The organism is Bacillus altitudinis, assembly GCF_001191605.1.
GTDB lineage: Bacteria > Bacillota > Bacilli > Bacillales > Bacillaceae > Bacillus > Bacillus altitudinis.
This window is the reverse complement of record NZ_CP009108.1, coordinates 1,369,604-1,394,756: the sequence shown is the minus strand read 5'-3', so window position 1 is coordinate 1,394,756 and position 25,153 is coordinate 1,369,604. Positions and strand designations below refer to the sequence as shown.

The 25,153-nt window shown below is 41.3% G+C and carries 19 protein-coding genes; 13 read left to right on the top strand and 6 right to left on the bottom strand.

Annotation, left to right across the window (positions count from 1 at the left end; all coding sequences use genetic code 11):
- Positions 1-43: 43 nt before the first annotated feature.
- The gene (locus ID12_RS06940) at positions 44-1,537 is read left to right on the top strand and encodes a peptide MFS transporter (protein WP_008347279.1); all 1,494 of its coding nucleotides are present in this window, start codon (positions 44-46) and stop codon (positions 1,535-1,537) included.
- A gap of 44 nt (positions 1,538-1,581) precedes the next feature.
- On the opposite strand, the gene ID12_RS06935 is transcribed toward ID12_RS06940, so the two are convergent.
- Complete coding sequence (locus ID12_RS06935) at positions 1,582-3,015, bottom strand: amino acid permease (RefSeq protein WP_008347282.1); 1,434 nt, start codon at positions 3,013-3,015, stop codon at positions 1,582-1,584.
- A 288-nt stretch (positions 3,016-3,303) separates the two neighbouring features.
- On the bottom strand, positions 3,304-3,924 hold the full coding sequence (locus tag ID12_RS06930) for a dienelactone hydrolase family protein (RefSeq protein WP_050826943.1): 621 nt from the start codon (positions 3,922-3,924) through the stop codon (positions 3,304-3,306).
- A 361-nt stretch (positions 3,925-4,285) separates the two neighbouring features.
- Between ID12_RS06930 and tcyA the strand changes: the two genes are divergently transcribed.
- The 5 genes from tcyA to ID12_RS06905 all read left to right on the top strand — a co-directional run bounded on the left by tcyA (position 4,286) and on the right by ID12_RS06905 (position 7,999).
- A complete protein-coding gene (tcyA, locus tag ID12_RS06925; RefSeq protein WP_007498178.1) occupies positions 4,286-5,101 on the top strand; it encodes a cystine ABC transporter substrate-binding lipoprotein TcyA in 816 nt (271 codons plus the stop codon).
- Positions 5,088-5,780 carry an amino acid ABC transporter permease gene (locus ID12_RS06920; RefSeq protein ID WP_035703879.1) on the top strand — a complete coding sequence of 231 codons (693 nt, stop codon included), beginning with the start codon at positions 5,088-5,090 and terminating at the stop codon, positions 5,778-5,780. Before tcyA ends, ID12_RS06920 begins: the two co-directional genes overlap by 14 nt.
- A gap of 12 nt (positions 5,781-5,792) precedes the next feature.
- Positions 5,793-6,536: an amino acid ABC transporter ATP-binding protein gene (locus ID12_RS06915; RefSeq protein ID WP_007498183.1), complete on the top strand. Its 744-nt coding sequence runs from the start codon at positions 5,793-5,795 to the stop codon at positions 6,534-6,536.
- 142 nt (positions 6,537-6,678) lie between these two features.
- Positions 6,679-7,323, top strand: coding sequence for a YczE/YyaS/YitT family protein (locus ID12_RS06910; protein ID WP_048001285.1), 645 nt, complete (start codon positions 6,679-6,681; stop codon positions 7,321-7,323).
- 85 nt (positions 7,324-7,408) lie between these two features.
- The gene (locus ID12_RS06905; RefSeq protein WP_050826942.1) at positions 7,409-7,999 is read left to right on the top strand and encodes a hypothetical protein; all 591 of its coding nucleotides are present in this window, start codon (positions 7,409-7,411) and stop codon (positions 7,997-7,999) included.
- Between the two features lie 25 nt (positions 8,000-8,024).
- Here the strand turns inward: ID12_RS06905 and ID12_RS06900 are convergent, their stop codons facing one another.
- Positions 8,025-8,885 carry an effector binding domain-containing protein gene (locus tag ID12_RS06900; RefSeq protein WP_050826941.1) on the bottom strand — a complete coding sequence of 287 codons (861 nt, stop codon included), beginning with the start codon at positions 8,883-8,885 and terminating at the stop codon, positions 8,025-8,027.
- A gap of 143 nt (positions 8,886-9,028) precedes the next feature.
- Between ID12_RS06900 and ID12_RS06895 the strand changes: the two genes are divergently transcribed.
- Positions 9,029-9,730 carry a 4'-phosphopantetheinyl transferase family protein gene (locus ID12_RS06895; protein WP_050826940.1) on the top strand — a complete coding sequence of 234 codons (702 nt, stop codon included), beginning with the start codon at positions 9,029-9,031 and terminating at the stop codon, positions 9,728-9,730.
- Here the strand turns inward: ID12_RS06895 and ID12_RS06890 are convergent.
- On the bottom strand, positions 9,717-11,054 hold the full coding sequence (locus tag ID12_RS06890) for an aminotransferase-like domain-containing protein (RefSeq protein WP_050826939.1): 1,338 nt from the start codon (positions 11,052-11,054) through the stop codon (positions 9,717-9,719). The two genes, ID12_RS06895 and ID12_RS06890, sit on opposite strands and share 14 nt — an antisense overlap.
- A 131-nt stretch (positions 11,055-11,185) precedes the next feature.
- Here ID12_RS06890 and ID12_RS06885 point away from each other — a divergent pair, with 131 nt between their 5' ends.
- The 6 genes from ID12_RS06885 (at position 11,186) to ID12_RS06860 (ending at position 16,172) form a co-directional block, all read left to right on the top strand.
- Positions 11,186-12,100, top strand: a complete 915-nt coding sequence (locus tag ID12_RS06885) for a DMT family transporter (RefSeq protein ID WP_050826938.1) — start codon at positions 11,186-11,188, stop codon at positions 12,098-12,100.
- A gap of 538 nt (positions 12,101-12,638) precedes the next feature.
- Entirely contained in the window at positions 12,639-12,938 is a 300-nt protein-coding gene (locus tag ID12_RS06880; RefSeq protein WP_046342630.1) for a hypothetical protein, read from the top strand.
- A 62-nt stretch (positions 12,939-13,000) separates the two neighbouring features.
- Positions 13,001-14,425, top strand: a complete 1,425-nt coding sequence (locus tag ID12_RS06875) for a hypothetical protein (RefSeq protein WP_046342628.1) — start codon at positions 13,001-13,003, stop codon at positions 14,423-14,425.
- 8 nt (positions 14,426-14,433) lie between these two features.
- Complete coding sequence (locus ID12_RS06870; protein WP_046342626.1) at positions 14,434-15,123, top strand: ABC transporter ATP-binding protein; 690 nt, start codon at positions 14,434-14,436, stop codon at positions 15,121-15,123.
- Positions 15,080-15,613 (top strand): stage II sporulation protein M, encoded by a 534-nt coding sequence (locus tag ID12_RS06865; protein WP_046342624.1) that lies wholly within the window; start codon positions 15,080-15,082, stop codon positions 15,611-15,613. The genes ID12_RS06870 and ID12_RS06865 overlap by 44 nt, the downstream gene beginning before the upstream one ends.
- Positions 15,614-15,632: 19 nt before the next feature.
- Entirely contained in the window at positions 15,633-16,172 is a 540-nt protein-coding gene (locus ID12_RS06860; protein ID WP_046342622.1) for a hypothetical protein, read from the top strand.
- Between the two features lie 25 nt (positions 16,173-16,197).
- Here the strand turns inward: ID12_RS06860 and ID12_RS06855 are convergent, their stop codons facing one another.
- Together ID12_RS06855 and ID12_RS06850 are read right to left on the bottom strand one after the other, a co-directional pair.
- A complete protein-coding gene (locus ID12_RS06855; protein ID WP_050826937.1) occupies positions 16,198-16,938 on the bottom strand; it encodes a thioesterase II family protein in 741 nt (246 codons plus the stop codon).
- A gap of 6 nt (positions 16,939-16,944) precedes the next feature.
- Entirely contained in the window at positions 16,945-25,143 is an 8,199-nt protein-coding gene (locus ID12_RS06850; protein WP_050826936.1) for a non-ribosomal peptide synthetase, read from the bottom strand.
- Positions 25,144-25,153 lie beyond the last annotated feature (10 nt).

Here is a 25,153-nt window from a genome sequence, read left to right as displayed (position 1 = left end):
ATCATTTTTCTCATATCTCTTTTTTTAAGAAAGGATCTATGCCATGTCTACAATTGACCACGATAAAATTGTTAAAAGTGTTCCTCAAAAAGGGTTTTTTGGACATCCTAAAGGACTTTACACACTGTTTTTTACTGAATTTTGGGAGCGTTTTTCTTATTATGGCATGCGTGCACTGCTTATTTATTATATGTACACAGAGGTGACAAAAGGCGGTCTCGGCTTCGACCAAACAACCGCTAATTCGATCATGTCTGTCTACGGTGCCCTTGTCTATATGTCAGGCATTATTGGCGGATGGCTCGCCGACCGGGTATTTGGTTCGTCCAGTACGGTCTTTTATGGCGGGGTATTCATTATGCTTGGTCATGTCATTTTGGCACTACCTAGCGGAGCAACAGCGCTCTTTATTAGTATGGGGCTGATTATTATTGGGACAGGCCTCCTAAAGCCGAACGTATCAAACATAGTCGGTGACCTGTATACAAAAACAGACCCTCGCAGGGATTCTGGATTCAGTATTTTCTATATGGGGATCAATATGGGTGGTTTTATCGCCCCATTAATTGTCGGAACACTCGGTCAAAAAGTGAATTTCCACCTTGGTTTCTCACTCGCTGCCGTTGGTATGCTTGTTGGACTGATTACGTTTGTCATCACGAAAAAGCCGAATCTTGGACTTGCCGGCACTTATGTCACAAATCCACTATCAGCTGCTGAACGCAAGAACTTCAAAATTTTCGGTACATTGATCGTGATTGTACTTGCTGTTTTTGCTGTCATCGGCATTCAAACAGGAGCGCTCACGATTAATCTATTCACTTGGTTTGTCAGTGTCCTTGGTGTGCTGATTCCAATTGTTTATTTTATTGTGATGTATTTTAGTAAAAAAACGAGTGCAGTGGAGCAGTCGAGGGTCCTCGCTTATATTCCATTGTTCCTAGCTGCGGTGATGTTCTGGGCCATTCAAGAACAAGGCTCAAATATTTTAGCCACATATGCAGATCAGCGAACAAACTTGAATTTCCTTGGCATGACATTAGCCTCTTCTTGGTTCCAATCATTGAACCCGATCTTTATTGTGCTCCTGTCACCAGTATTTGCTTGGTTATGGGTCAGACTCGGTAAGAAACAGCCGTCTACCCCGATTAAATTTTCACTTGGTCTTCTGTTCGCAGGATTATCCTTTATCATCATGATCATTCCTGCTTACATGTCTGGACCACATACACTTGTAAGCCCACTATGGCTCGTTTTAAGCTTCTTCCTTGTCGTCATCGGAGAGCTTTGCTTATCACCAGTTGGGCTGTCAGCGACAACAAAACTGGCACCTGCTGCCTTCTCAGCGCAAACGATGAGCCTTTGGTTCCTTTCAAATGCAATGGCACAGGCGATCAATGCACAAGTGGTCAAGCTGTTTGATAAAGTGCCAGAAACCGTCTATTTCGGGATCATCGGCATGCTCGCTATCGTTTTATGTGGCGTTATGCTTCTGCTTACACCGGTGATTAAGAAAGCGATGAAAGGCGTGCATTAAATTGAAAAAGAAGCCTCCCAAATGGGAAGGCTTCTTTTTTTGAATTAAAACCGAATCTCATCATCTCCGTGGATTTGCAACTGGAGCGGTTCACTTTTCACCTGATGTTTTTTCACATAGCGGTGATAGACAACATATCCAATGATCATGAGCGGTACGCCGACATACAGCCCAATCCGCTGCTCGGCATCAAAGGCAAGGCTGATTAGCACAATCGAGTTCAGCGTGATCGCAATGATCGGCAGTACCGGATAAAGAGGGGTTTTAAATTTTAGGTTTTCCAGCTTTCCGCCTGCTTTCAAATATCTTCTGCGGAAAAGCAGCTGTGATAATGTAATCGTAATCCAGCCGGTTTGGGCACTCATGCCTGCAATAGACACGATCCAAGCAAAAACGGTTTTCTCTGCAAAGAATCCTGATAATAACGAAATACCTGTAAACAGGAAAGTGAGCAGTAAGGCATTCATCGGGATGCCCCGCTGATTGACTCGTCTAAACGCCTTCCCTGCCATTCCTTCCTTCGACAAAGAGTACAGCATTCTCGTAGAGGCATATAGGCCAGAGTTCGCCACAGATAATAAAGCAATGATAATGACAAAGTTCATGATATCTGCCGCATAAGGAATGCCCGTTCTCTCAAACACAGTGACAAATGGGCTTTGCAGCACACTTGCTTCCTTCCAAGGCACCATGCCCGCTAAGACAAAAATAGATAAAACGAAAAAGACAAGGGTGCGCCAAACCGTCTGATGAATCGAGCGAGGCACGGTTTTCTCTGGATTTTCACTTTCTCCTGCCGCAATCCCGATCAGCTCCGTTCCTTGAAACGAAAAATTCACCGTGATCATCGTGACGACTACTGCGAGCAAGCCATTCGGAAACAGACCGTCACTCACAAAATGACTAAAGTAAGGAGCTGGTTCCCCGCTCGTCGTTTGAATAAAACCAAACATCGCCGCTCCGCCTACGCCAATAAATAGTAAGATGGCAACAATCTTAATGGTTGAAAAGAAAAACTCCGACTCCCCGAACGCTTTCGCTGACCTGGCATTTAATAAGAACAAACACAGCCCAAATATGAGACACCAAATCCACACATCCACTTGTGGAAGCCAGCGTCTCATCAGCTGCCCTGCTGATAAAAATTCCAGCGCCACAGTGGCTGCCCAGCCAAGCCAATAAATCCAGCCAACAGCAAATCCTGCTGCAGGACTCACAAATTTCGTCGCATACGTATGAAACGACCCCGACACAGGAAGCGCGACTGAGAGCTCTCCAAGACACAGCATGGTTAAATACATAATCAATCCGCCCACAATATAGGAAAGAACAGCTCCAACTGGCCCTGCTTGCCCAATCGTATAGCCTGTTCCAAGGAAAAAGCCTGTCCCAATGACACCGCCAAGAGAAATCATAAATAAATGGCGGGAGGTCATCGCCCTTTTCAATTGTTCGGGCTGATTTTGTCCAACATCCACAATGATGCCCTCCTTCTTCTAAGATGTTCTGTTATCAAAACATGTCTCCATGTGATTATTCCATTTTCAAAATAACCTACTAATTATACATCTTTTATAATAAATATGCTTCCTTCTATCGTCACTGTAACAAAGTCTTTATTTTAGTAATGTTCGCACAACTATACGGTGATTTTGATCATTTGATAGGATGCCTAATATCCAACAGAATTGTACGAAAAAACCAGCATGCAAACTTACATGAGACACTGGTTTCATTTCCCTCTATTCGAGTCTCATTTCAAACAGTCATGAGTCATTTTCCTTTTGTAGACACTCTTTGATAAAACCATCGATTTCTTGAAAGCAGCGATTTTTAGATTCAGCGTGAAAAGTCGCAGAATCTGGATTGGCGAACCCATGCTGCCCCTTTACTATTTTCACGCAAAGCTTTTCCCTTTTCTCCAAAACATCCGCAACCTCCCGAGGGTTAAAAGAAGCTTCAACTTCCGGGAAAAATAACAGCGTTTTACAGGAAGGCGTCATATCAAGAAAATCCCTTATCCTTGAACCATAAAATCCAATGACTCCGGTAAACAACTGATCATATTGGCTGCATTGCCAAGCAATTGTTGCCCCCACACTAAAACCTATCAGACATATGTCTCTCTCTGCATTTTTCGTTTTTAACTCTTTTGCCACATTCAATACGATCTTTACCGATTCATCAAAACCAACTTTATTCATAAAGTAGTCATATGCCTCATTCTCACTGGCATAAGGGAAGTGTTTAGCCTGTCCTAATAAATGAGGACAATAAACCTCAAAACCAGCTTTGTCAAAATGATCGATCATACTCTTCATATGATCATTTATTCCGTATATTTCGTGTACTAAAATCATGACAGGTTTTTGTTTCGATGTATGCAAATGATCACACTTCCCTTTTATTCCGTTTGTTCACTGGAGGATCTTGTACTTTAGAAAGTCATTTAAGTCGACTGATCAACACCCACATAAACTTCTTTCGATGTGAAAATCATAGCATATTTTACCATTAAGTAGTCTATCTCACATTCTCATCAATCGAACTCTCTTCATCATCGTTTGAGAATGCGTTTGGTTTTATCCACCTTTTGTTTTGGGTATAGTTCTATCGTTTATCCGTTCAACCAGTTCAAGGCATAAAGTTGGTGAGATTCGCTCAAGCTAGTTTCAAATGCTTTACTTTTAGGTTGCTTCTCTGTAAGATCATATGTTGTAAATACCAACAAGAAAAGTGGGGAATAAAATGAAAAAAATGTTCTTTGCCATTATTTTAGGCGCTTGTGTTGCATTGATCACAGCATGTGGATCAGCTGCAAACGACAGCGCAAATAAACAATCTGGGTCTAAGGAATCAGGTGACCTTTGGAAGTCCATTCAGGATAAAGGCGTATTAACCATCGGTACAGAAGGTACATATGCTCCTTTCACCTTCCATGACAAAAAAACAGATAAATTAACTGGCTATGATGTCGAGGTCATCACAGAAGTCGCAAAACGTCTTGACTTAAAACCAGAATTCAAAGAAACACAATGGGACAGCATGTTTGCTGGTCTGAATTCAAAACGTTTTGATGTGGTAGCGAACCAAGTTGGTAAAACTGGACGTGAAAATCAATATGATTTCTCTGATAAATACACAACGTCTCAAGCCATTGTTGTGACAAAATCAGATAACAATGACATCAAGAAACTTTCTGATGTGAAAGGCAAAAAAGCAGCACAATCATTAACAAGTAACTACAATAAATTAGCTACAGATGCTGGCGCTAAAATTGAAGGGGTTGAAGGTCTTGCACAATCCATTCAATTGATTCAGCAAGGGCGTGCTGATTTGACGTTCAATGATAAATTAGCTGTCTTGAATTACTTGAAAACAAGCGGTAACAAAAACCTAAAAGTTGCATTTGAAACAGGAGATCCACAAGAAACGTATTTTGCCTTCAGAAAAGGCAGCGGCGAAGTCGTTGACAAAGTGAATGGCGCACTAAAAGAAATGAAGAAAGACGGTACACTCGCTAAGATTTCTAAGAAATGGTTTGGTGAAGATGTTACAAAGTAATACCCTAGGAGTCGTCATTCCTTGGGATCTTCTTCAGCAATCTTTTTGGCCAATGGTGATGCAGGGGATTTATTATACAATCCCCCTTGCCATCATTGCCTTCATTATTGGTCTTTTTATCGCGCTTGTGACAGCTCTTGCTAGAATGTCTAAAATCAAAGCCCTCAGATGGATTTTCTCCATCTATGTGTCGGCCGTTCGCGGAACGCCGCTTTTTGTGCAATTGTTTATTATTTTCTATTTCTTTCCGACATTTAATATCACACTGGATCCATATCCAAGTGCCATTATTGCTTTTTCATTAAACGTAGGTGCGTATGCGTCAGAGATTATCCGTGCATCCGTCCTGTCTGTTCCTAAAGGACAATGGGAAGCTGGTTATTCAATTGGGATGACCCATCGCAAAACGCTCATCCGCGTGATTTTACCGCAGGCAGTGCGTGTATCGATTCCGCCGCTGTCTAATTCATTCATTAGTTTGGTGAAAGATACATCGCTTGCCTCCCAAATCCTCGTGGCAGAGATGTTCCGTAAATCACAGGAAATTGCTGCGGCGAACTTGGATCAAATTTTATTTATTTATATGGAAGCAGCCCTGATCTATTGGGTATTCTGCTTCATTCTATCGCTCGTTCAAAACCAAATTGAAAAACGACTTGATCGATATGTCGCAAGGTAAGGAGGGAACGACATGCTAACAGTCAAAGGCTTAAACAAATCCTTTGGTGAAAATGAGATTTTAAAGTCGATTGATTTTACGATCAACAAAGGGCAGGTTGTGGCGATTCTTGGTCCATCAGGTTCAGGAAAAACAACGATGCTTCGCTGTTTAAATGCACTTGAAATTCCAAATGCCGGCTCCTTTACCTTCGATGATTTCTCGATTGATTTTTCTAAAAAAAATAAACAAGCTGATTTGCTCAAGCTTCGCCGGAAGTCAGGCATGGTGTTTCAAGATTATCATCTGTTCCCACATCGCACTGTTCTTGAGAATGTGATGGAAGGTCCAGTCCAAGTCCAGCGCCGTCCGAAAGAAGCGGTGCGAAAAGAAGCGATTCAGCTTCTGCAAAAGGTAGGACTTGAGGATAAAAAAGATTTGTATCCCTTCCAGCTGTCAGGCGGTCAAAAGCAGCGTGTCGGCATTGCCCGTGCACTTGCCATTCAGCCAGAGCTTATGCTTTTTGATGAACCAACCTCTGCGCTTGATCCTGAGCTTGTCGGGGAAGTCTTAAAGGTCATGAAGGATTTAGCGAAAGAAGGCTGGACGATGGCGGTTGTCACACATGAAATCAAGTTTGCCCAAGAAGTGGCGGACGAAGTGATTTTTATTGATGGCGGCGTCATCGTCGAACAAGGTCCTCCGGAAGAAATCTTCAAACGACCAAAGGAAGAACGAACAAAACAATTCTTAAACCGGATTTTGAATCCAGTGTGATCAAAAAGGCTGTTCTCATCATGTGAGAACAGCCTTTTTTTACCTCTTTCAAAGTAAGCGATTACATTAAGCAAAGCCATTTAAAGGGGCGTGCGAGTATGTTACGATTGAAATCGAGTGTTTAAGAAAGAAGGGAAAGCTTTTGAAGCGGGAACATCTTTTACGTTGGTTTTTTTATTTTGTTGGATTGGTTGTACTTGCTTTTGGACTATCGCTGACAGTGAAGGGAAAGATCCTTGGCATTGGTCCGTGGGACGCTTTTCATTATGGACTGTTTCAGCATTTTGGTTTAACCATTGGACAATGGTCGATCATTATTGGTGCACTGATTGTGACACTGACATCTGTTTTCACGAAATCTTTTCCAAAGATCGGCGCCCTGCTCAATATGGTGCTGATCGGCGTGTTTATTGATTTCTTTAATGCAGTATTACCTGCACCACATGGGTATTTACCTGCTTTATATGTGTTTATTACGGGCGTGATTGTGTCTGGGTATGGCGTTGGCATTTATGTCTCAGCCAACCTTGGCGCTGGGCCAAGGGATTCATTAATGTTGCTCATCTCAGCAAAAACGGGGCTGAACGTGCAGTGGGTTCGAAATGGTATTGAGTTAACCGTGCTCCTATTTGCATGGATGCTCGGCGGCCCGATTGGCATTGGAACGATTCTGACGGCCATCTTTACCGGACTCGTCCTTCGCTTTTCATTGCCACAATCGACACGGCTCTTGCAACTGCTCATTACAAAAACAGCGGAGAAACCTGTTCAGACCCTTACCCGATAAGAACAAGCCATTCTACTAAATGAATGGCTTGTTTTGTGCTAAACTAAATAGACGCAATATTCTTAAAACAGGAGATGATCCTCTGATGCAGCTTTTCCATTATCATTACTGGACACCATTTGTTGAGGAGACAGAGAAGGCGTACACCTCATTAGGCTTTGAAGTAAAGGGACGTTTCGCAAAGGAAGGTTCCTTTCCCCCTCCGCAGACATGGGATGATTTTAGAGAGAAGAAGCCCTCTTTCCGAATCATTGAGATGAGAAAGGGACAGATCAATATCACATTTGGTTATAGTAAAAAAGTCCTTTTTGATCACATCGGCTTTCTTGTGACTGACGATGAATATGATCAGTTGCTGGTACAAGCACAAAAGAGAAACTGTGCAATCCAGACCGGGGAGCGAAGAACGTTTCTTTCTACACCGATGCGCTTAAGGCTTGAATTGCAGCGGCGGACAGATGTGATTGAAACTGGTGAAGAAGCAATTGCCGAGATGACGATCACAGTACCTGATTTGACTCATACACCTGCGGTCGATCAGTTGCTGGACGGTTTGACACAACCTATTCATTGGAAAAAGGGAGAACGTCTCTCTTTACTTGAAGTGAAGATGATAGATTCTCATGGGATGAATACGACCGATCCAAACGGTGTTCACGTCCTCAAACAAGGATAAAAAGCAGCGAGATACGCTGCCTTTTTTATGATTGTTTACGGATTGGAATCCAAATCAATGTCACATGATCTGGAGAATGTATCTCTCCATCTAAAGGATACGTTTCCATCTCCATTCCCCCAGCATGCTCATATCCTGAGGCAGGAAACCATTCTGTGAAAATACGTGTCCATGTTGAATGCACAGCGGTTTCGACAGGCCCCTTTGCCTGAAATACAGCCCACGTACTGGCCGGAATCTGCTCGACTGTCATGGTCGAATCTGGTTGTTCCTCACCTTGCTCAATCCCAATGATATAGTCAAATGTTTCAAGCGTTTCATCAAAATGCGCACATACACCGATATATCCGAGTTCTCCAGCTGCATGAGCCAGTGAATCCGTCCATCCTTCTTGATTGACACGCTTCCAAAAGGCGGGAATATCCTGTTTGTTTTGGCTATTCTTTGTTGTTGTCTTTAGTCTTCTGCCTATGATTGAAAATGAATCCTTTTCCACAATTCGATAATGCATCGGTTCGACTCCTTTTATTTGAAGTTCGAAGGAGAGACGGGGGTAGGCTTTCACTGTATACTCGCCTGTTTTCACTGCTGCCGGTGTATATCCATGATGCCGCTTGAAGGCTTTCGCAAACGACTCTGGGGTTTCATAGCCATACTTCACCGCCGCATCAATGACTTTCACTTGCTTGGTCATGAATTCTTCTGCCGCAAGGGTTAATCGTCTTTTGCGAATATATTCTGCTACTGCAATTCCCGTCAGCATATGGAATAGCCGCTGATAATGAAATTTAGACATACAGGCGGCCTCTGCCACTTCTTCGATCTGCAAAGGCTGATCCAGCCTCTCTTCCATATAATTGATACTATCCATGATCAAGTGAATCATTTTTCCCTCTCCTTCCTTTTCCACTATATCGAGAACCGCCCGCACCTTCCTGTCATTTTGTGCTTTCATTGAACAGGATGTCTGTTTCTCTTTTGCATGTGTTCATCCAATGGTACAATAAATGTAAAAAATTGAGGTCCGTTATGAAGATTTTCGCTATTCAATTACAACCTTTAGATGATAAAAATGCACGAAAACAAATAGAACAGCTGAAGCCTTTTGTGTCATTTGAAAAACGCGCCGCCGCTGAGCGCTTTCGATTTTTGATCGATGCAAGAAGAACGCTTTTGGGTGAGGTACTAATTCGTCACATCATTCATGAGATGTACGCACTGCCTATGGAACAGATCATTTTTGAAACAGAAGGGAATGGAAAGCCTGTTGTCCGGCAAATTCCTTCTTTTCATTTTAATCTTTCTCACTCTGGTGATTGGGTCGTCGGCGCAGTAGATGATGCGCCTGTTGGCATTGATATTGAAGAGATTAAACCGATTGATTTAGCCATTGCCGAGCGATTTTTTTCAGCTGACGAATATCAAGATTTACTCTCACAACCGGCAGAACAGCAGGAAGCCTATTTCTTTCATTTATGGTCCATGAAGGAGGCTTTTATCAAGCTGACAGGGAAGGGAATACCCTATGGTCTTTCATCCTTTACCGCTCGCTTGTCAGAGGATGGACAGGCTACTTTGAGGTTACCTGATCACGAAGCCCCTTGCGTTGTCCAAACATATTCACTTGATCCTGCCTACCAAATGGCGGTTTGTACAAGAAAACCCGCTGCGGCTGAGCACGTCGAGATACTCACTTGTGAGAACATGCTGTCACGCCTTAATAACGTGTGATTTGTTGAAGTGATGACTTTAGCAAATCGACGCCTCGTGCGATTTCCTCTTCTTTTACATGCCAAATGTTCAGTTGAAGTATAGGCTCCTTATGATAAGTAGAAATGAAATGGCGGTCGATCGGCTGAACCATCACAGAAGCCTTTTTTAGCTGCTGAATGAGCTGATTCATCGGAATGGACCGGTCGACACGAACGTGGGTATGGGTAGCTGGCTCCTCTTCTCCCAGCTCATAAGCGCCTTGATCATTTTTCAAACAGGCCACAAGTTGTTTGGATCGAGCTCTATAGGTCGCCTGCATCCTTTCTCTATGACGCTCAAACATACCGCTTTTCAAATAAATTTCTAAAGCAGCCTGCGAGAGCATCGAGCTGTCGATATCAATCAGCCGTTTATGTTCACTAAAGGGGCCAATCAGCTCGTTTGGTAAGACGACAGCACCTGTTCTAAGCCCCGGAAAAATGATTTTTGAGAAGCTTTTTAAATAAATGACCTTCCCCGCCTGATCATATGAATAGATCGGGTCTCTTTTTGTATCGAATTCTAAATCAGCCAAATAATCGTCTTCAACGATGTAGACATCATATGCTTCGGCAAGGGCTGCAATCGCTATTTTTTCTTGTTTCGACAGACTCGTTCCAAGCGGGTTTTGAAACCTTGGCATCGTATAGAAAAAGCGAATATCCTCCTCTCTGAAGATACGCTCCAATTCCTGAAGATCGAGTCCGTTTTCCGTCCGCTGAATCCCCCGGACAGGCAGCTGGTTTTTCTCTAAGTATTGGAGGAATAGGTGATAGCCTGGCTGTTCGACCAATATGGTCTGTTTTCCATTTGGAAACGGGATGGTGCTTAAAATCGATAAAGCCAACTGAATACCAGAAGTCATGACGATCTGTTCTGGAGAGGCAAACACTTGATAATCCGTTAAACGCTTTGAAATGATTGGCAGTAAAGATGGTAATCCATTGGTGGTGCCATAGATAAATAAATCATTTTGATACAGATCAATCGCTTGATTGATGCAGTGCTGAAAATCGACATACGGAAACACAATGGGATCAGGCGCAGAGGAAGCAAAATCAATCCATGTGCTGCCCTTCTTAACGGCTGACTGATTGGTTTTCACGACAAAATAGCCACTTCTTTCTACAGAGTACAGCAAGTGTTCACGCTCTAATGTATCTAGTGCTTTTATGACAGTGCTTTTGCTCACAGCATATTGAGCCGCTAAGTGACGAATGGATGGGATTTTCATTCCAGCATTGTATTCACCGCTCTCGATTTTGTTTTTTATATTCAACACAAGCTGATCATATTTCCTCACAGCACTACCCTCCTTGTACCGGTACAGATATCAATAACTCTTATTGTACACTTTACTTGATCCGTTTACGATAAAAAGACAGAACCGGTCAATTCAACTGAAGCATGCATGCTCGTGTAAGGAGAATTCTGATGGATATGTCAAAACAAAAAGCGTATGCTGCTTCGATCGCATACGCCTGTATTATTGGTTTTTCATTCTTGTTTGTCAAAGTAGCCTTAGCATCAGCGAATCCAATTGATGTATTGGCACACCGATTTACTGTTTCTTTTGCAGCGGCTCTTTTGTTATTTCCATTTTTACGAAAAAAGTACCGTTTTTCCATTCAATGGCGTGATCTCATTTACATTGTGCCATTTTCCTTACTTTATCCTGTGTTGTTTTTTGCATTTCAAGTGTGGGGGCTGATGTTTACCTCTTCATCAGAGGCCGGCATTATTCAGGCGACCATCCCTATTTTGACAATGGTGCTTGCAGCATGGTGTTTAAAGGAACGCCCTACCTCGATTCAGGTGCTGTTTACCATTCTTTCTGTGTCCGGGGTGATGCTCCTCTTTGTGGTGAAGGGAATTGATGTGAAACATTCTCATCTCATTGGTTATGTGCTGATCTTACTTTCAGCCTTATCATCCAGTGCCTACAGCGTATTTGCCAGAGTGATGACACGGCGATTCCATGTCATTGAACTGACTTTCGTGATGACATTCTTTGGATTTGTCTTCTTTAATGCTGCTGCTCTCATTCGGCACTCGGTACATGCTACACTACCGCAGTTTTTCAGTCCGTTTACGCAGCCATCCTTTGTATGGTCTATGCTCTTTTTAGGCATTCTCTCATCACTGCTCACAGCGTATTTATCAAACTATGCTCTTTCCCACCTTGAAGCAGCAAAGGTGAGTATCTTTAACAATCTTTCTGCTTTCATTACCATTTCCGCTGGCGTGCTTATTTTACATGAAACGATTGATATGGTTCACCTCATCGGGGCTGTCCTCGTCATTGGCGGAGTGATTGGCGGGAATGTGGTGAGGAAGGGGAATTCATAAAGAAAACGGCCCTCGTTTGACGGGGCCGTTGTTTTCTTTTATTGGCTGATGAATTGCCTTTTTGTTGCCTGCTCAATGACATGCCTCATATGTTCTCCGAACTGCTCGAGGTGTGTGTTGATATACATGGACAGATTACTATAACATTACTTAATCATTGAGCCTTATGTTACCTAATATTACTTACTTGATTCTATCTATCATACTGTAATGTATAAAAAATCCTATTGGTTGAATATACAGTGGGAAATAACCAGTTAAGAGGAGCTGTCCCTTCATTCAATAGTCATTTACTAAAGCGATATCTCTAATTAATTTAACGCACGTTTTAATTGTTCATCTTCTACATACCTTGTGTTACGACAGTTAATCATGTACGAATTTCAGAATAATTTCCTAATTAATTATAACAATCCATTATCAAAACAAATCTAAATTACATCCCCTAATTAAATTAAATACAGTATAAAAAACCCATTTATTATAATTCCTTATAATGTATAATATGGGTATATAATCAAGGGAGGGGGTGTCAAATATGGAATTAGGAGTAAAAAATAGATTATTTGCTATTTCAGGCTTGAGTCTTATTTTCACTCTAACTTTAACAACTATGATTTTATTGACTCTTGAACCAGTTACGCCTTTTGCAAATCTAGTAGCAAACTATCCTCAAATACCTGGTTGGGCAATAACTTCTATTAGTGCAATTCTAAATGCAGCTGGAACAGTTGGTGCTATCGCTGCTGTACTAGGTACTTTCGGACTTGGTGTTATTGCTTCTCTAGTGGTTAATTACGCTAAAAAATATGGAATAAAATACGCTATTTCTTTCTAATTTTTTAATAGAGAAGGTGTTAATACCTTCTCTATAACAAATTTAAAATGGAAGTGTTGTAAATGCATAAATATTTAACATACACAAAAATCTTGTTAATCAATGATTTTAGAAGACATCAACGTAATAATGCTCTCATTTTTGTATTGTTTTCTTTTTTATACATAATATCCCCTCTATTTCTAGGTGTACTAGCTACTTATTTCATTAAAGGTTTACCAACCATCTACTTATCTTTTTTAATTTTAATGTTAACAGTAAATATTGATAAAAGTTTGATGCGAATTCTTTTCTCTTCTGATAAAAAACAGATGGCTATTTTAAAAATACATCTAGATCAGTACATTTTCGGCAAAGATATGAGCAAGTTTTTTAGTATTATTGTTGGTTTACTATTCTTTTTTTTAGGCTCTTACTTAACAAATTTAAGTATAAATGTGTACAACCAACCTTTTACATTAGCAGCTTTGGGAATTACTTCGTTTGTTTTAGGATACCTACTTAGACTACATTTATTATTTTTACTTTCTAATCCTAGATTTTTTACAATTTCATCATCTATTGGATATATAACTACAGGACTCATTTTACTTTGGGTATTTACTGTATTCAAATTTAATTTATTAACAACTTCTTTATCCAGTTATTCAATATATATTATTTTCATCTTCTCATTTATTAGTTTACTGTTAGTGATTAATTGGAGAAAGAATATTCATAATATACCTATTTTTCATTTTCAGAAAAAAACTAAAGCTAAGCAAAAAGAAACATCTAGAAATTTTAATCATCTCTTGTTTTATGAGCTTACACTTTTAATGAGAAATCCCCCTATCCAATGGTCTGTTTCACTATTTATCTTAACATTATCTGGAGGTTTATTAGGTTTAATACTTTACGGTGTTAATACAAGGCAACTTGAAACACTCAATATAGATAATGATTTTTTATTTATTTTTTGTGTTATTTTTCCTATGATTATTTTATCAAACGCAATTCAAAGTTATGTCTCGTTTGATATTGATGGTCCAATTCTCCCTTTGAAACAAAAATTACCTAATTTCACAAAAAATAAAATTAAAACCAAGATGGTATTATCTATCATAATACATTTGTTTTTTTGTATTATATATGCTCTTTTCTCTAGTTTTACAATATATTTAGATAAACCTATGTTCGTGATCATTTCTTTAATCAACTGTAGCATTTTAATAGCTATATGTACTGTCAGTTCTACTGTTTTATTTCCTTATTTCAAATGGGAATATGTATATCAAATTCCAAGTTCCCTCAGTAAATTGACCTTGAATATTTGCTATAGTTTCATTTTAGGTTTAGCAGTTATCTCCTCATATAGCACAATATATTTCATTGTGACAAATGCAATTATGGCTGCTAGTTCAATTATAATTATATCTTTAATATTCACTTATTGGCATAGAACTATAAATAAAAACTATAAGTCATTTAAAACATTATTTGAGTGAGGGATAGTATGTTATCAATTCATGATCTAACCAAAGAATACAAAGAATCTAACTTTAAAGTAGTGATTCCTGAAATGCATTTCAAAGAAGGTTCCATTATTGGACTACTAGGGAAAAACGGTGCTGGAAAAACTACTATTTTAGAAATGATAGCTGGATTAATAAACCCTGATAAAGGTCTAATATTAATAAATGATAGTAAGCAAAACTTCTCTTCGATCGGATACATGGAGGACGATCCAATTTTATTTGAAAACTTAACTTGTTTTGAATTGATAAAATACCAATCCATGCTTATAGAACAACCCTTAGAAATTCATCAAATCAATAGTCTGTTGCGTGAATATGGTTTAGAAGAACAAGCTCATCGTCGTTCATCTGCTCTTTCACGAGGAATGAGACAAAGAATATCTTTTATTTTAACCATACTTCATAATCCAAACATCATTCTATTAGATGAGCCTTTTACAGGCCTTGATCCTACAAACATGGCCGACATGAAAAAACATTTAAGAGATTTCAGAGACGACAACAAAATCATTCTGCTCTCCACACATATCATTCAGTTTGCAGCAGACTTATGCGATGAAATTCTTTTTATTGACAATGGGAGTATCGTACACTCAGAAAAAAAATCTTCAGGAGTGACGTTTCATGAAGATCAAATCGAAAAGAAGTTTTTTGAAATATTATCTTAAAAATTTCTCTATTTTTTTAATCCTATTTCTAGGAGGTTTTAGTCTAAGTGTTTTTGCTTCAAAGTTTATAAATAGTATAGATTTTAAAAACAACGTACAGATTGACAGCTATCAAGAAATTTTCATTAATAATCTATCTGTATCCCTCATCATTTTAATATCCGGAATAGTTAGTTTAGGTTTGCTGTCTAGCATTATCATATTTTTAAATGGATTTTTCCTTGGGGCTTTTTTTATATCATATACTTATATATATGGAATTGATATAGCCTTATATTATATTATTTTCCATTCACCTCTAGAAATTGTTGGTTTGTTTCTTTTTTATTTTGTATCGTTCGATATATCAAAACATATTTTACAGTACATACTTGCCAAAGATAGAATTCCTTTTAAAACAAAAGGAAAAACATATTTAAAACAGCTTTTAACAGGGTTGTTTTTGTTGTTTATTGCTTCGATTATTGAATTTTATTTTATAAAAATTTGATATTGAAAAGGATGTTAATATGAAAAAACACATTATATTAGTAAGTCTACTCTCTGGTATTATAGCCTTTATCCTTTCTATATTAAAAATGGATGAAATTAATAAAAATTTACTAGATCTTCAACTTGATGGTAATCAAGATATAATTGAAGTGAGTAAATGGATAGGCATATCACTTGCAGTTATTGGAGAAACATTTAAACCAATAATAGAAGTATTACTTTTTTCATTAGTATTGTTTCTAGGTTTTGTTACACTCGGAATAAATCAACCATATAAGAACATATTTAAAAGAGGGATACTCACTTATTACTGCATTTTAATGGGTAATATTATTGTTATTATTTTATACCTATTGAATGTATCTAATGCCGAGCAAATAATCACACTTCCAATTTTATGGAATTTAAATATTTTTGTTCTAGTCTCTTTTAGCTTATGGTGCTACTCCTACGTAAAGGACACAGAAAACAGAAATTATAAATTTTACATACCGTTTGTATTATTATTCTTATTTTCTCTAGCTATATCAGCGTTTGCCAGTTTCATTCCACAATAAAAAAAGGCCCATATTGGGCCTTTTTTTAAATCTTTATCACTCGATCTTCTATTGTCTGCTCAATGACATGCCTCATATGTTCTGCGAACTGCTCGAGGTGTGTGTTGATATACATGTGCCCTCCTTCGAAATCAGTACGTTCGATGGCGTTTGCCCATGTTAGCCAGCCGTCTGCGTCTTCCATGCATTTCTTATCTTGCTTTCCGTTCAATAAATAAACGGGTGATTTAATGATTGTTTTGTCTGTGTGCTGGAAGGATTCTAATGCTTGATAGTCGGCACGTAAGGATGGTGTAAAGTAATCCATCATTGGCTTGTTCTCTAACAATTCTTTTGGAATCCCGCCCATTTCAGCGATATGCTGAACAAATGCTTCATTCGATAAATGGGTCAATATTTGTCTTTTTGTTTGCGGTGGCTGAATGGCAGAAATGACAACTGCTGCCGGATCGATGCCTTCCTTTTCTAGCAGCTGAGTCAGCCTGTACACCACAAGTCCGCCCATGGAATGTCCGAACAAAATAAATGGACGGTTTAATTTTCCTGTCAGCCCTTCTTTATACAATTCAGCCAGCCGGTCAATGCTTGTTTCAAGCGGCATGAGGTTCGTTCCATGACCCGGAGGCTCTGCTGCTGTCACTTCGGCCGTGTCCTTCAGCTTTTCAAAGAGCGGACGGTAAGAGGCGGAATATCCGCCTGCAAAAGGAAAACAAATAAGCTGAATCAGATCTGATTTTTTTTCAAAGGTTTTAAATAATTGGTTCATACGTCCTTACCCCTTTACGATCGTTTCAAGAATCTGCGCAAGTTGATCTGCCTGCGGTCTTTTCATCATGGTCACATGGTCGCCTTTTATCTGAAAATACGAGCACGTTTCTCTCGTGTAAGCTTCCCAATCGGCAAATTTCTTCTGGAAATCTGTGGCGTGATCGCTGCTTTGTATAATATAAAACGGCACAGAGAATGGGTCTTTTTCTAATTCAATGGCTTGTGACATGATGGTATTATGAGTCTGCATTTGCAAGTATTTATCTAAATAGTGATCATTCATAAATTGATGAACGACTTCATCCTTTTCTGCTTCTTTGAGGATTTTCTGCTTCACTTCTTGGAAGCTGAGCCCTTGTAATGCTTCTGGTTTGATGCCGACGAGGTTCCCCATACCTAGGACGAGGGCGAGCATTTTCACTTCTTCTTCGTTCATATCGGCATGAAGCGCTTGATCTGCCTCATCTCTTAATACCGGAACCGTATCTAAAATGATCAATCCTTTTGGCGCTTTTCCTGCATGACAGAGTCTCTGATTCATTCCGTAAGCAAGATGTCCACCCATGGAATGCCCTGCCAAATAATCAATGCCTGGTCGATAGAATGTCTCAATGGCTTCAATAAAAATGGTGACAAGCTCTGTATAATGAAGGAATTGTGGTTCTTCATCCTCATACAAGCCTGGAGACTGCAAGGCGTAAACAGCTCCTTCATGTGTCATGAGCTTGGCCACATCGATATACCCCATCACCGTTCCACCAGCAGGCGGTGCAAAGAAAATTCTCGGTTCAGCCGGATCCCCTTTTTTCAACTCGATCACATAGTCTTTCGGCGCTCTTTCGACAGGCTCGCCTGTTTCAGGCACTGTGTCCAAATATGCCGCTAACTGCGCTGGCGCTGGGTGCATGAAAATCCATTTCGGATCAACACGGACACCTTTTTCTTTTAATTTGGCAACGGCTTGAATACTCATAATGGAATCTCCGCCTAAATCAAAGAATGAATCATGAATTCCTACTCGTTTGACACCAAGCACTTCACTGAAAGCTGTCACAATCAGCTGCTGTGTTTCTGTTGCCGGTTGATCGTCTTCATGTGAGGATGAGACTGCGTCTGTCGGCTCCGGCAATGCTTTTTGATCGACCTTCCCATTTGTTGTGACAGGAATTGCGTCAAGTACGATAAAGTAACTTGGAATCATATAGCCTGGCAGGCTTTCCTGTAAAAATGCTTTCCATCCGGGAACAGGCTCTCCCCCATCTGTGACAAGGTAGGCTGCCAGCCGTTTTGAGCTGCCGTACGTTTTGGCAATGACGGTACATTCTTTTACTTGTGGGTGTTTGAGCAGGGCTGTCTCAATTTCTCCACATTCAATTCGGTAGCCTCTAATTTTGACCAAGTTGTCTTTTCGGCCAAGGTATTCAATACTGCCATCAGACCGCCATTTCCCTAGGTCACCGGAACGATACAGTTTGTCGCCTTTTAATGCCGGGAATGGATTGTCAATAAACCGCTCCTCCGTACGCTCTGGGTCATGCAGATACCCTTTCGCCAGCCCTGTTCCGCCGATATAGATTTCTCCTTTGACGCCTGTAGGTACTGGATTGAGATGATCATCAAGTATGACAACCGTTGAGTTGGCGACTGGCACACCGATTGGTACTGATCTTGCATCCTCCGGTACATGTGTGACTTGATAAGTGGTCGCTAATGTTGTGTTTTCTGTTGGACCGTAAGCATTGATCAGCACACCCTGCATATGTGGCAATGCCTTTCGTGCATGCTCACTAGACATGGCTTCTCCGCCAACGAGTAATGTACGGTATCCAGCCACACTTTTTGGATCATGCTCAATCAGCCGGTTGAATAATGCAGTTGGCAAACAGTTGGCTGTGACTTGATGCGTTTTGATTAACCGAGTTAATTCGTCCATATTCAGAGCAGCATATTTCGGGATCAGAACCAGCTGACCGCCATTGAGCAGCATTCCCCATAATTCAAAGGTAAAGGCATCAAATGCATAGTTAGACAGCTGAAGCATTTTATCTTCTGAACCAAGCTCAATATAGTTTGTTTCTTTCACTAAGCGGACCACACCTGCATGAGGAAGCATCACGCCTTTTGGTGTGCCTGTTGAGCCTGAAGTGTAGTTCACATAGGCAAGCTGGTCTTCTCCTACAATCGATTTTTCCCTTTGATACACTGCGTCTGTTTCTGGTAACGGCTTGTCCATTTCAATCTTTGTGCCGCTCAGATCGTCTAAACGATTGATCAGATGCGACTGGGTTAAGATGATATCGCTTTGTGTATCGCGAACGATCAGACCGATGCGGGCATCTGGATACTCAGGTGACATCGGTACATAAGCAGCACCCGACTTGACGATCCCTAGAACTGAGACCATCATGTCAAACGAACGATCAAACAGCATCGGGACAAGTGAATCTGGTCCAACGCCCTTTGACTGTAAATAGGCAGCCAGTTTTGTCGCTTTCTCGTCTAAATCTTGATACGTCATATGCTCTTCCATATAAGATACAGCAATCCGGTGCGGGTCACGCTGCACTTGTTCTTCAAATAATTCTTGCAGCGTACGCTTTGGATAAGGCGTGTCAGTTTGATTTTTCCCTATGATCATGGCATTCTGTTCTGTTTTGTCCATGACGCAAAAGTCAGCGAATGTCCGTTCAGGCTGAGCCGTCATGCCATCTAACAAATTGAGATAATAATTCATCATACGGTGGATCGTTTCTTGCTCAAATAAATCCGTATTATATTCCACATGGATAGACAGCTTGTCCTCCTGCTCAAATACATGCAAGGTGAGATCAAATTTAGAGACGGTATGATGGACCATCACTTGTTCCGATGTCAGTCCTTTTAGGTTGATATCCAGCGAATCAGTGACATACCCCATGGCGACTTGGAAAATTGGTGAACGACTTAGGTCTCTATCAATTGAAAGGTCATCCACAAGCTTGTCGAATGGATAATGCTGATGCTCAAAGGCTTTTAACGTCATTTCTTTCACCTTTGCCAGTAAATCGGCAAAGGTATCGGCTTTTGAAACGTCCTGTCTCAGCGCCAACGTATTGACAAACATGCCGACGAGCTTCTCTGATTGTTCGACATCACGGCCAGCGATCGGCGATCCAACAATGACATCTGTTTGTCCAGACAACTTGTGAAGCAGGACATAATAGGCTGACAACATCGTCATAAATAGTGTTGTCCCCTGCTGCCTCGACAAGGCATGTAAACGACGAACAAGCGGTTCATCTATCACGATTTGCTCTGTAGCCCCATTAAATGTTTGAACCGGCGGACGAGGACGGTCAAACGGGAGCTCTAATACCGGCAACTCTCCTTGTAACGTTTCTAGCCAATAGCTCTGAGCCTCATGGTGGTTCTTTAATTGCTCATTCTCCCAATGAACATAATCGGTCCATTCAATCTCAAGTGCAGGTAGCTCAGGCATTTTCTCTGATAATAGCGCACCATACACGACTTCTAATTCTTGAATAAGCAGGCTGAGCGACCATGCATCGGAAATGATATGATGCTGCGCACAAAGCAAGTAATATTCCTCTTTCCCCATATCAACAATTGTCCATTGTGCAAGCGGACCCCGTTCTAAGTCATAGATGCGGTTCGCCTCTTGCTGAATCAGCTGTTCCAATCTTCTCGCTCTTGTTTTTTCATTAAATAATGAGAAATTCGCAACGGTTACTGATGGCGGAAGATCTTCACGGATGACTTGAACCGGCTTGCCGCCAATGGTTTGAAATGTTGCGCGCAGTGCTTCATGACGTTTTGTTAAGAGACCGATCGCCTTTGTTAACGTTTGGATGTGTAATTGGCCCATCAGTTTCCAAGCACCTAATATATTGTAATGATGGCTCTTTTCTAATGTAGATAAGAACCAAATTCGCTTTTGAGCGTGTGACAGCTCATAGCTTGTTCGTTTTTCCAGCTTTGGAATGCTGGCTTCCTGAATGGCTGGTGCTCCATTGATGTCATCGACCATTTGTGCCAAGTGTGCCAGATTCTTGCTTTCAAATAAGATTTTTAGCGGTGCCTTTATTGAAAACTCATGATTAATACGTGAAATCGTTTGAGTGGCCTTTAATGAATGTCCACCAAGGTCAAAGAATTGATCCTCTTTGTACACACGATCGACTTCTAAAATATCCTCCCATATGGCCGCAAGCACCTGCTCTGTCTTCGTTTCTGGCAATTGCTTTTCAAACGGCTGTGCGTGTTTGTGATGGAACTGTTTGAGGGCTTCGTGATCAATAGAGCCATCTTGTTTTTTCGGTATATCTTCCACTTGCCTGATGTCCCATTTCCCCTCTATGATGTCTGTGATCTTGTCAGCATCCACTTCTTTGCCTGATTGCACCGTATAGTACAGTTTCTTTTCAAAATGTGGTACTGGTGCTGGTTGAAGATGTTCAGCGATTTCTTGATTCGCCCCATCTAGGCCAATAAATAGATGCGCTTCATTCAGCCGAACACCTAGACATAATGAATGGAGCCCTTGTTTTTTTCCAATCAATTGAAAGCCCTTGCGAACGGTTAGCGCAGCCCCAGTATGTCCCTTAGACAAACCAAGATTATCCCACATACTGAAATTCAACGAAATCGCTCTTCTTCCCTCATGATAGGTAAGGGCATGTGCGAGTCCATCTAAAAAGCTGTTTGCAGCAGAATATGCACCAAATGTTGTGCCACCAAAATAGCCATTCACTGATCCAAAAAAGACGAGTGGAACTGACGGGTCATGCTTGAAGGCTTCTTGTAGCACCCAAGCACCATCTGCCTTCCCTGAAAGTTCTTTGACGAAATCTTCTTCTGTTGTATGAGCCAGTGTGTACGTATCCACATGCTGAAAGTGCTCAGATACATTGCCAGCACCGGCTAAATGAAGCGCTCCTCGGATCGACTGTCCGAAATGCTTTTCTGCTTCATAAATCGCCTGCTCGACGTCACATAAATTCGTCACATCGGCTTGTACATAAAGGACGTCTCCCAGATCTTTAAGTTGTGAGAATGACGCCTCTTTTTCTCTGTCTTCTTCAAGGGATGTCCGTCCAATTAACACGAGCTTCAAGCCAAATTGGAGCATTTGCTTAGCCAGTTCAAATCCAATACCGCCAAGCCCGCCAGTCAGCAAGTACAAGCCTTCATATTCTAAAAACCCTTCTGTCTGAGGTGCCGTCATCATATTCACTTTTTCCAGCTTTGGTACGAGGCGCTGGCCATGCCGGTAAGACACTTCTGCTTTCAAATGAATCGCACCTAGTTCGTCCGCAATATGCTTGGCATCCTGTTCCACATTCTCCGCTTCAATATCAAGGTGAGACACTTCTGCCCCTTCCCATTCTTGCGGGATGGTTTTTAATAATCCGGCAAGAGACGTTTTCTCCACATGAAGCTCATCTTGCGGTTTGACCAATTGACCACCTTTTGTGACAACAACGAGACGCATCGGCTCTTTATTTTCTTGTCTCAATGCTTGATACAAATATAAAATGGATTGGCTGGTGCTTGCATTCAGTTCTTTGAACTGCGCAGGGCTCGCAATCATCTCCTTGTCTGACACATTCCACAAGTGGAGCATACGGTCAATTTTTAATTCATCGGCTTCAAGCGCCGCCACAAGCCTGACGTAATCCCCTTTGATTCGAGGGTTCATCTGATACATCCCTTTTGACAGGCGTAAAAATTCATAACCCTTTTTCACAGAAACATAAGGCAGGTTCATTTGTTCAAATTGGGCATAAAGCGATGGATAAAGCCCTTTTTCATCCTCAAATACGAGTACATGATCAGTGGATACCGGCTGAGATGGACCGATATTCTCTTTTACCCAAATACGTTTAAAGAACCAATCTGGGAGGGTTTGTTCATTTTCCGAAGCAAGATCAAGTGCACGTTCAATGTCATGAAACACCCCATCTTTCAGTGCCGCACCTAGTTGAGCACGTTGGATTTTTCCGCTTTCTGTTTTCGGAAATTGGTCTTTTTTCACCGGAATGATATGGTCAGGTTCGATTCCCATTTTGCGAATGATGCTCTCTCTAATCTGCTGAATCATTGTGATTTGATCCTCTATCGAATCCTTCTGCGTGACAAAAAAGACGGCGAGTGTGTCATTACTTGATTCGGGATTGTAAATGCCATACGCAGCGGCAAAGGTGACTTCAACCCCCTCAACCTCTTCCACAACGGCTTCAATTTCGTAATTCAAATAGTTCGCTCCGTTGATGACGATGATGTCCTTTTCCCGCCCTGTGAGGACTAGGCGCCCTTCATGAATAAATCCTAAATCTCCTGTATGAAACCAGCCGTTTTCTGCAAATACTTCTTCATTCGCTTCCTCATTTTGATAGTAGCCCATCATAATCGTTGGACTCTTCACCTGCAAGCGGCCGACTTGATCTTCTGGCAGCACTTGGTGATGCTCGTCTACAATCCGAATCCATACAGAAGGGATTGGTGCACCGACTTCTGTAAAAGTCATCTTGTGCGGATGATCGTGCGTCACATATTGAATCTCACTTGTTAATGAGGTCTGATCAATGGTCAATTGTCCACCCTGATCATCATGACGCATGAATTCTTTTGACTGGACAATGGCTGATGATGTTTCTGACATGCCATAAGCCGGCACCATCGCATGGCGGCTTAACCCATGCTCACCCATGATGTGCATGAAACGCTGCGTCACTTTAGGAACAACTGCTTCGGCGGCGTTCATGATATAAGTCAAGGTGGAGAGATCCCAGCTCCCTTTGCGAATGTCGTCTTCATATTCATTCATCATCGCAAAGGCAAAGTTTGGCGCCCACGTCCTTGTGACACCGTATCTTTCTACCCAATCCAGCCACACCATCGGACGTTCGATAAATTGGTCAATGGATGGACTAATTTGCTGGCAGCCGAGGTACACATCATGGACATGAAACATGACAATGCCCCCTACATGATCAAGCGGCATCCAGTTCATTGATACATCCTCATGCGTGAAACCATTTGCCTGCTCAAAGGAAATGATTCTAGATAAAATGCTTTGATGGTTGTGCCGGATACACTTTGGCACACCCGTACTTCCTGAGGACAGCAGCTGAAGCACAGGCTCATCCGGCTCTGGTTCATAATGCTGTTCATCTGGATCACAGGCAAGTAATGTTTCGATTGTTAAAATCGGAATCGCTTTTGATTCAAACGTTTTACGTAGCCCTGCAATGTCCTCAGCACTCGCTTCGTTTGTAATAATGAATGGCTCATTTTGCAGCTGAAACACGCCCTTGAGCTTGTTCACGCCTTGATTCATTTCATCATACACAGGCGGTACAGAGACTGGGGTTGGAATGATTCCACCGAGAATACAGCCCCAGAATACCGTGATAAAATCTTGATGGTCTTTCAATTGAAGCAGCACTTGATCGCCGTTTGAAAGTCCGGCTGCCCTTAATCCAGATAGGACACGTTCCGCTCCTGTGAGCAATTCCGGGTAAGTCTGGATCACCTCATGACCGCCTTCTTTGAGATACGTGACTCCGCGATTTGGTGACATAAAGGCGGCTCGGATCAGTACCTCTGTCAATGTGACTGGTGTACCTGGTTTTCTGATCACATCACCTCCATAAACAAGAGCTGGTGGTTTTTCTTGTACGGAGGATTGTATGGTTTGGCTGACTTCATCTTTTGAAAACGATTCGTTTCCATTTGTACGCTGTCTATCCGGGAAGAGGTCATCTAAATGATAAGGTGTTTGTTTTTCTGTCTGACTCTCTATCAAAACAGCTGCTTCCTCTACTCCATCTATGGCTTTCGTGCGCTCTTCTATCTTTCTTCGTTCCTCTTCATCTAGTACATCAATGGCAAGCAGCGCCTCGGTATCGACCGCTCCACTTTCTTTTCGCGGCAAGGAAGGGACGAGGACGAGTGCGGCTGGCACTTCATCAGGATGAAGCGGGCCTTTCATCAAATCCTCTCTTTTCAGCGAAGGGTCCTTCGCCTGTGCAAACAGCACAAGCGATAGGCCTCCTTCTCGATTTTTCTTCGGGATGAGCGCACATTCCTTTAGTGGAAAGTGAAGCATGAAGACTTTCTCTAATGCTTTGAGATCGATTCGTTTTCCATTGATCCTGACAATATGATTTGCTGCATTTCCTTTTCGTCTACTAACTAGCATTCTTCTTCTC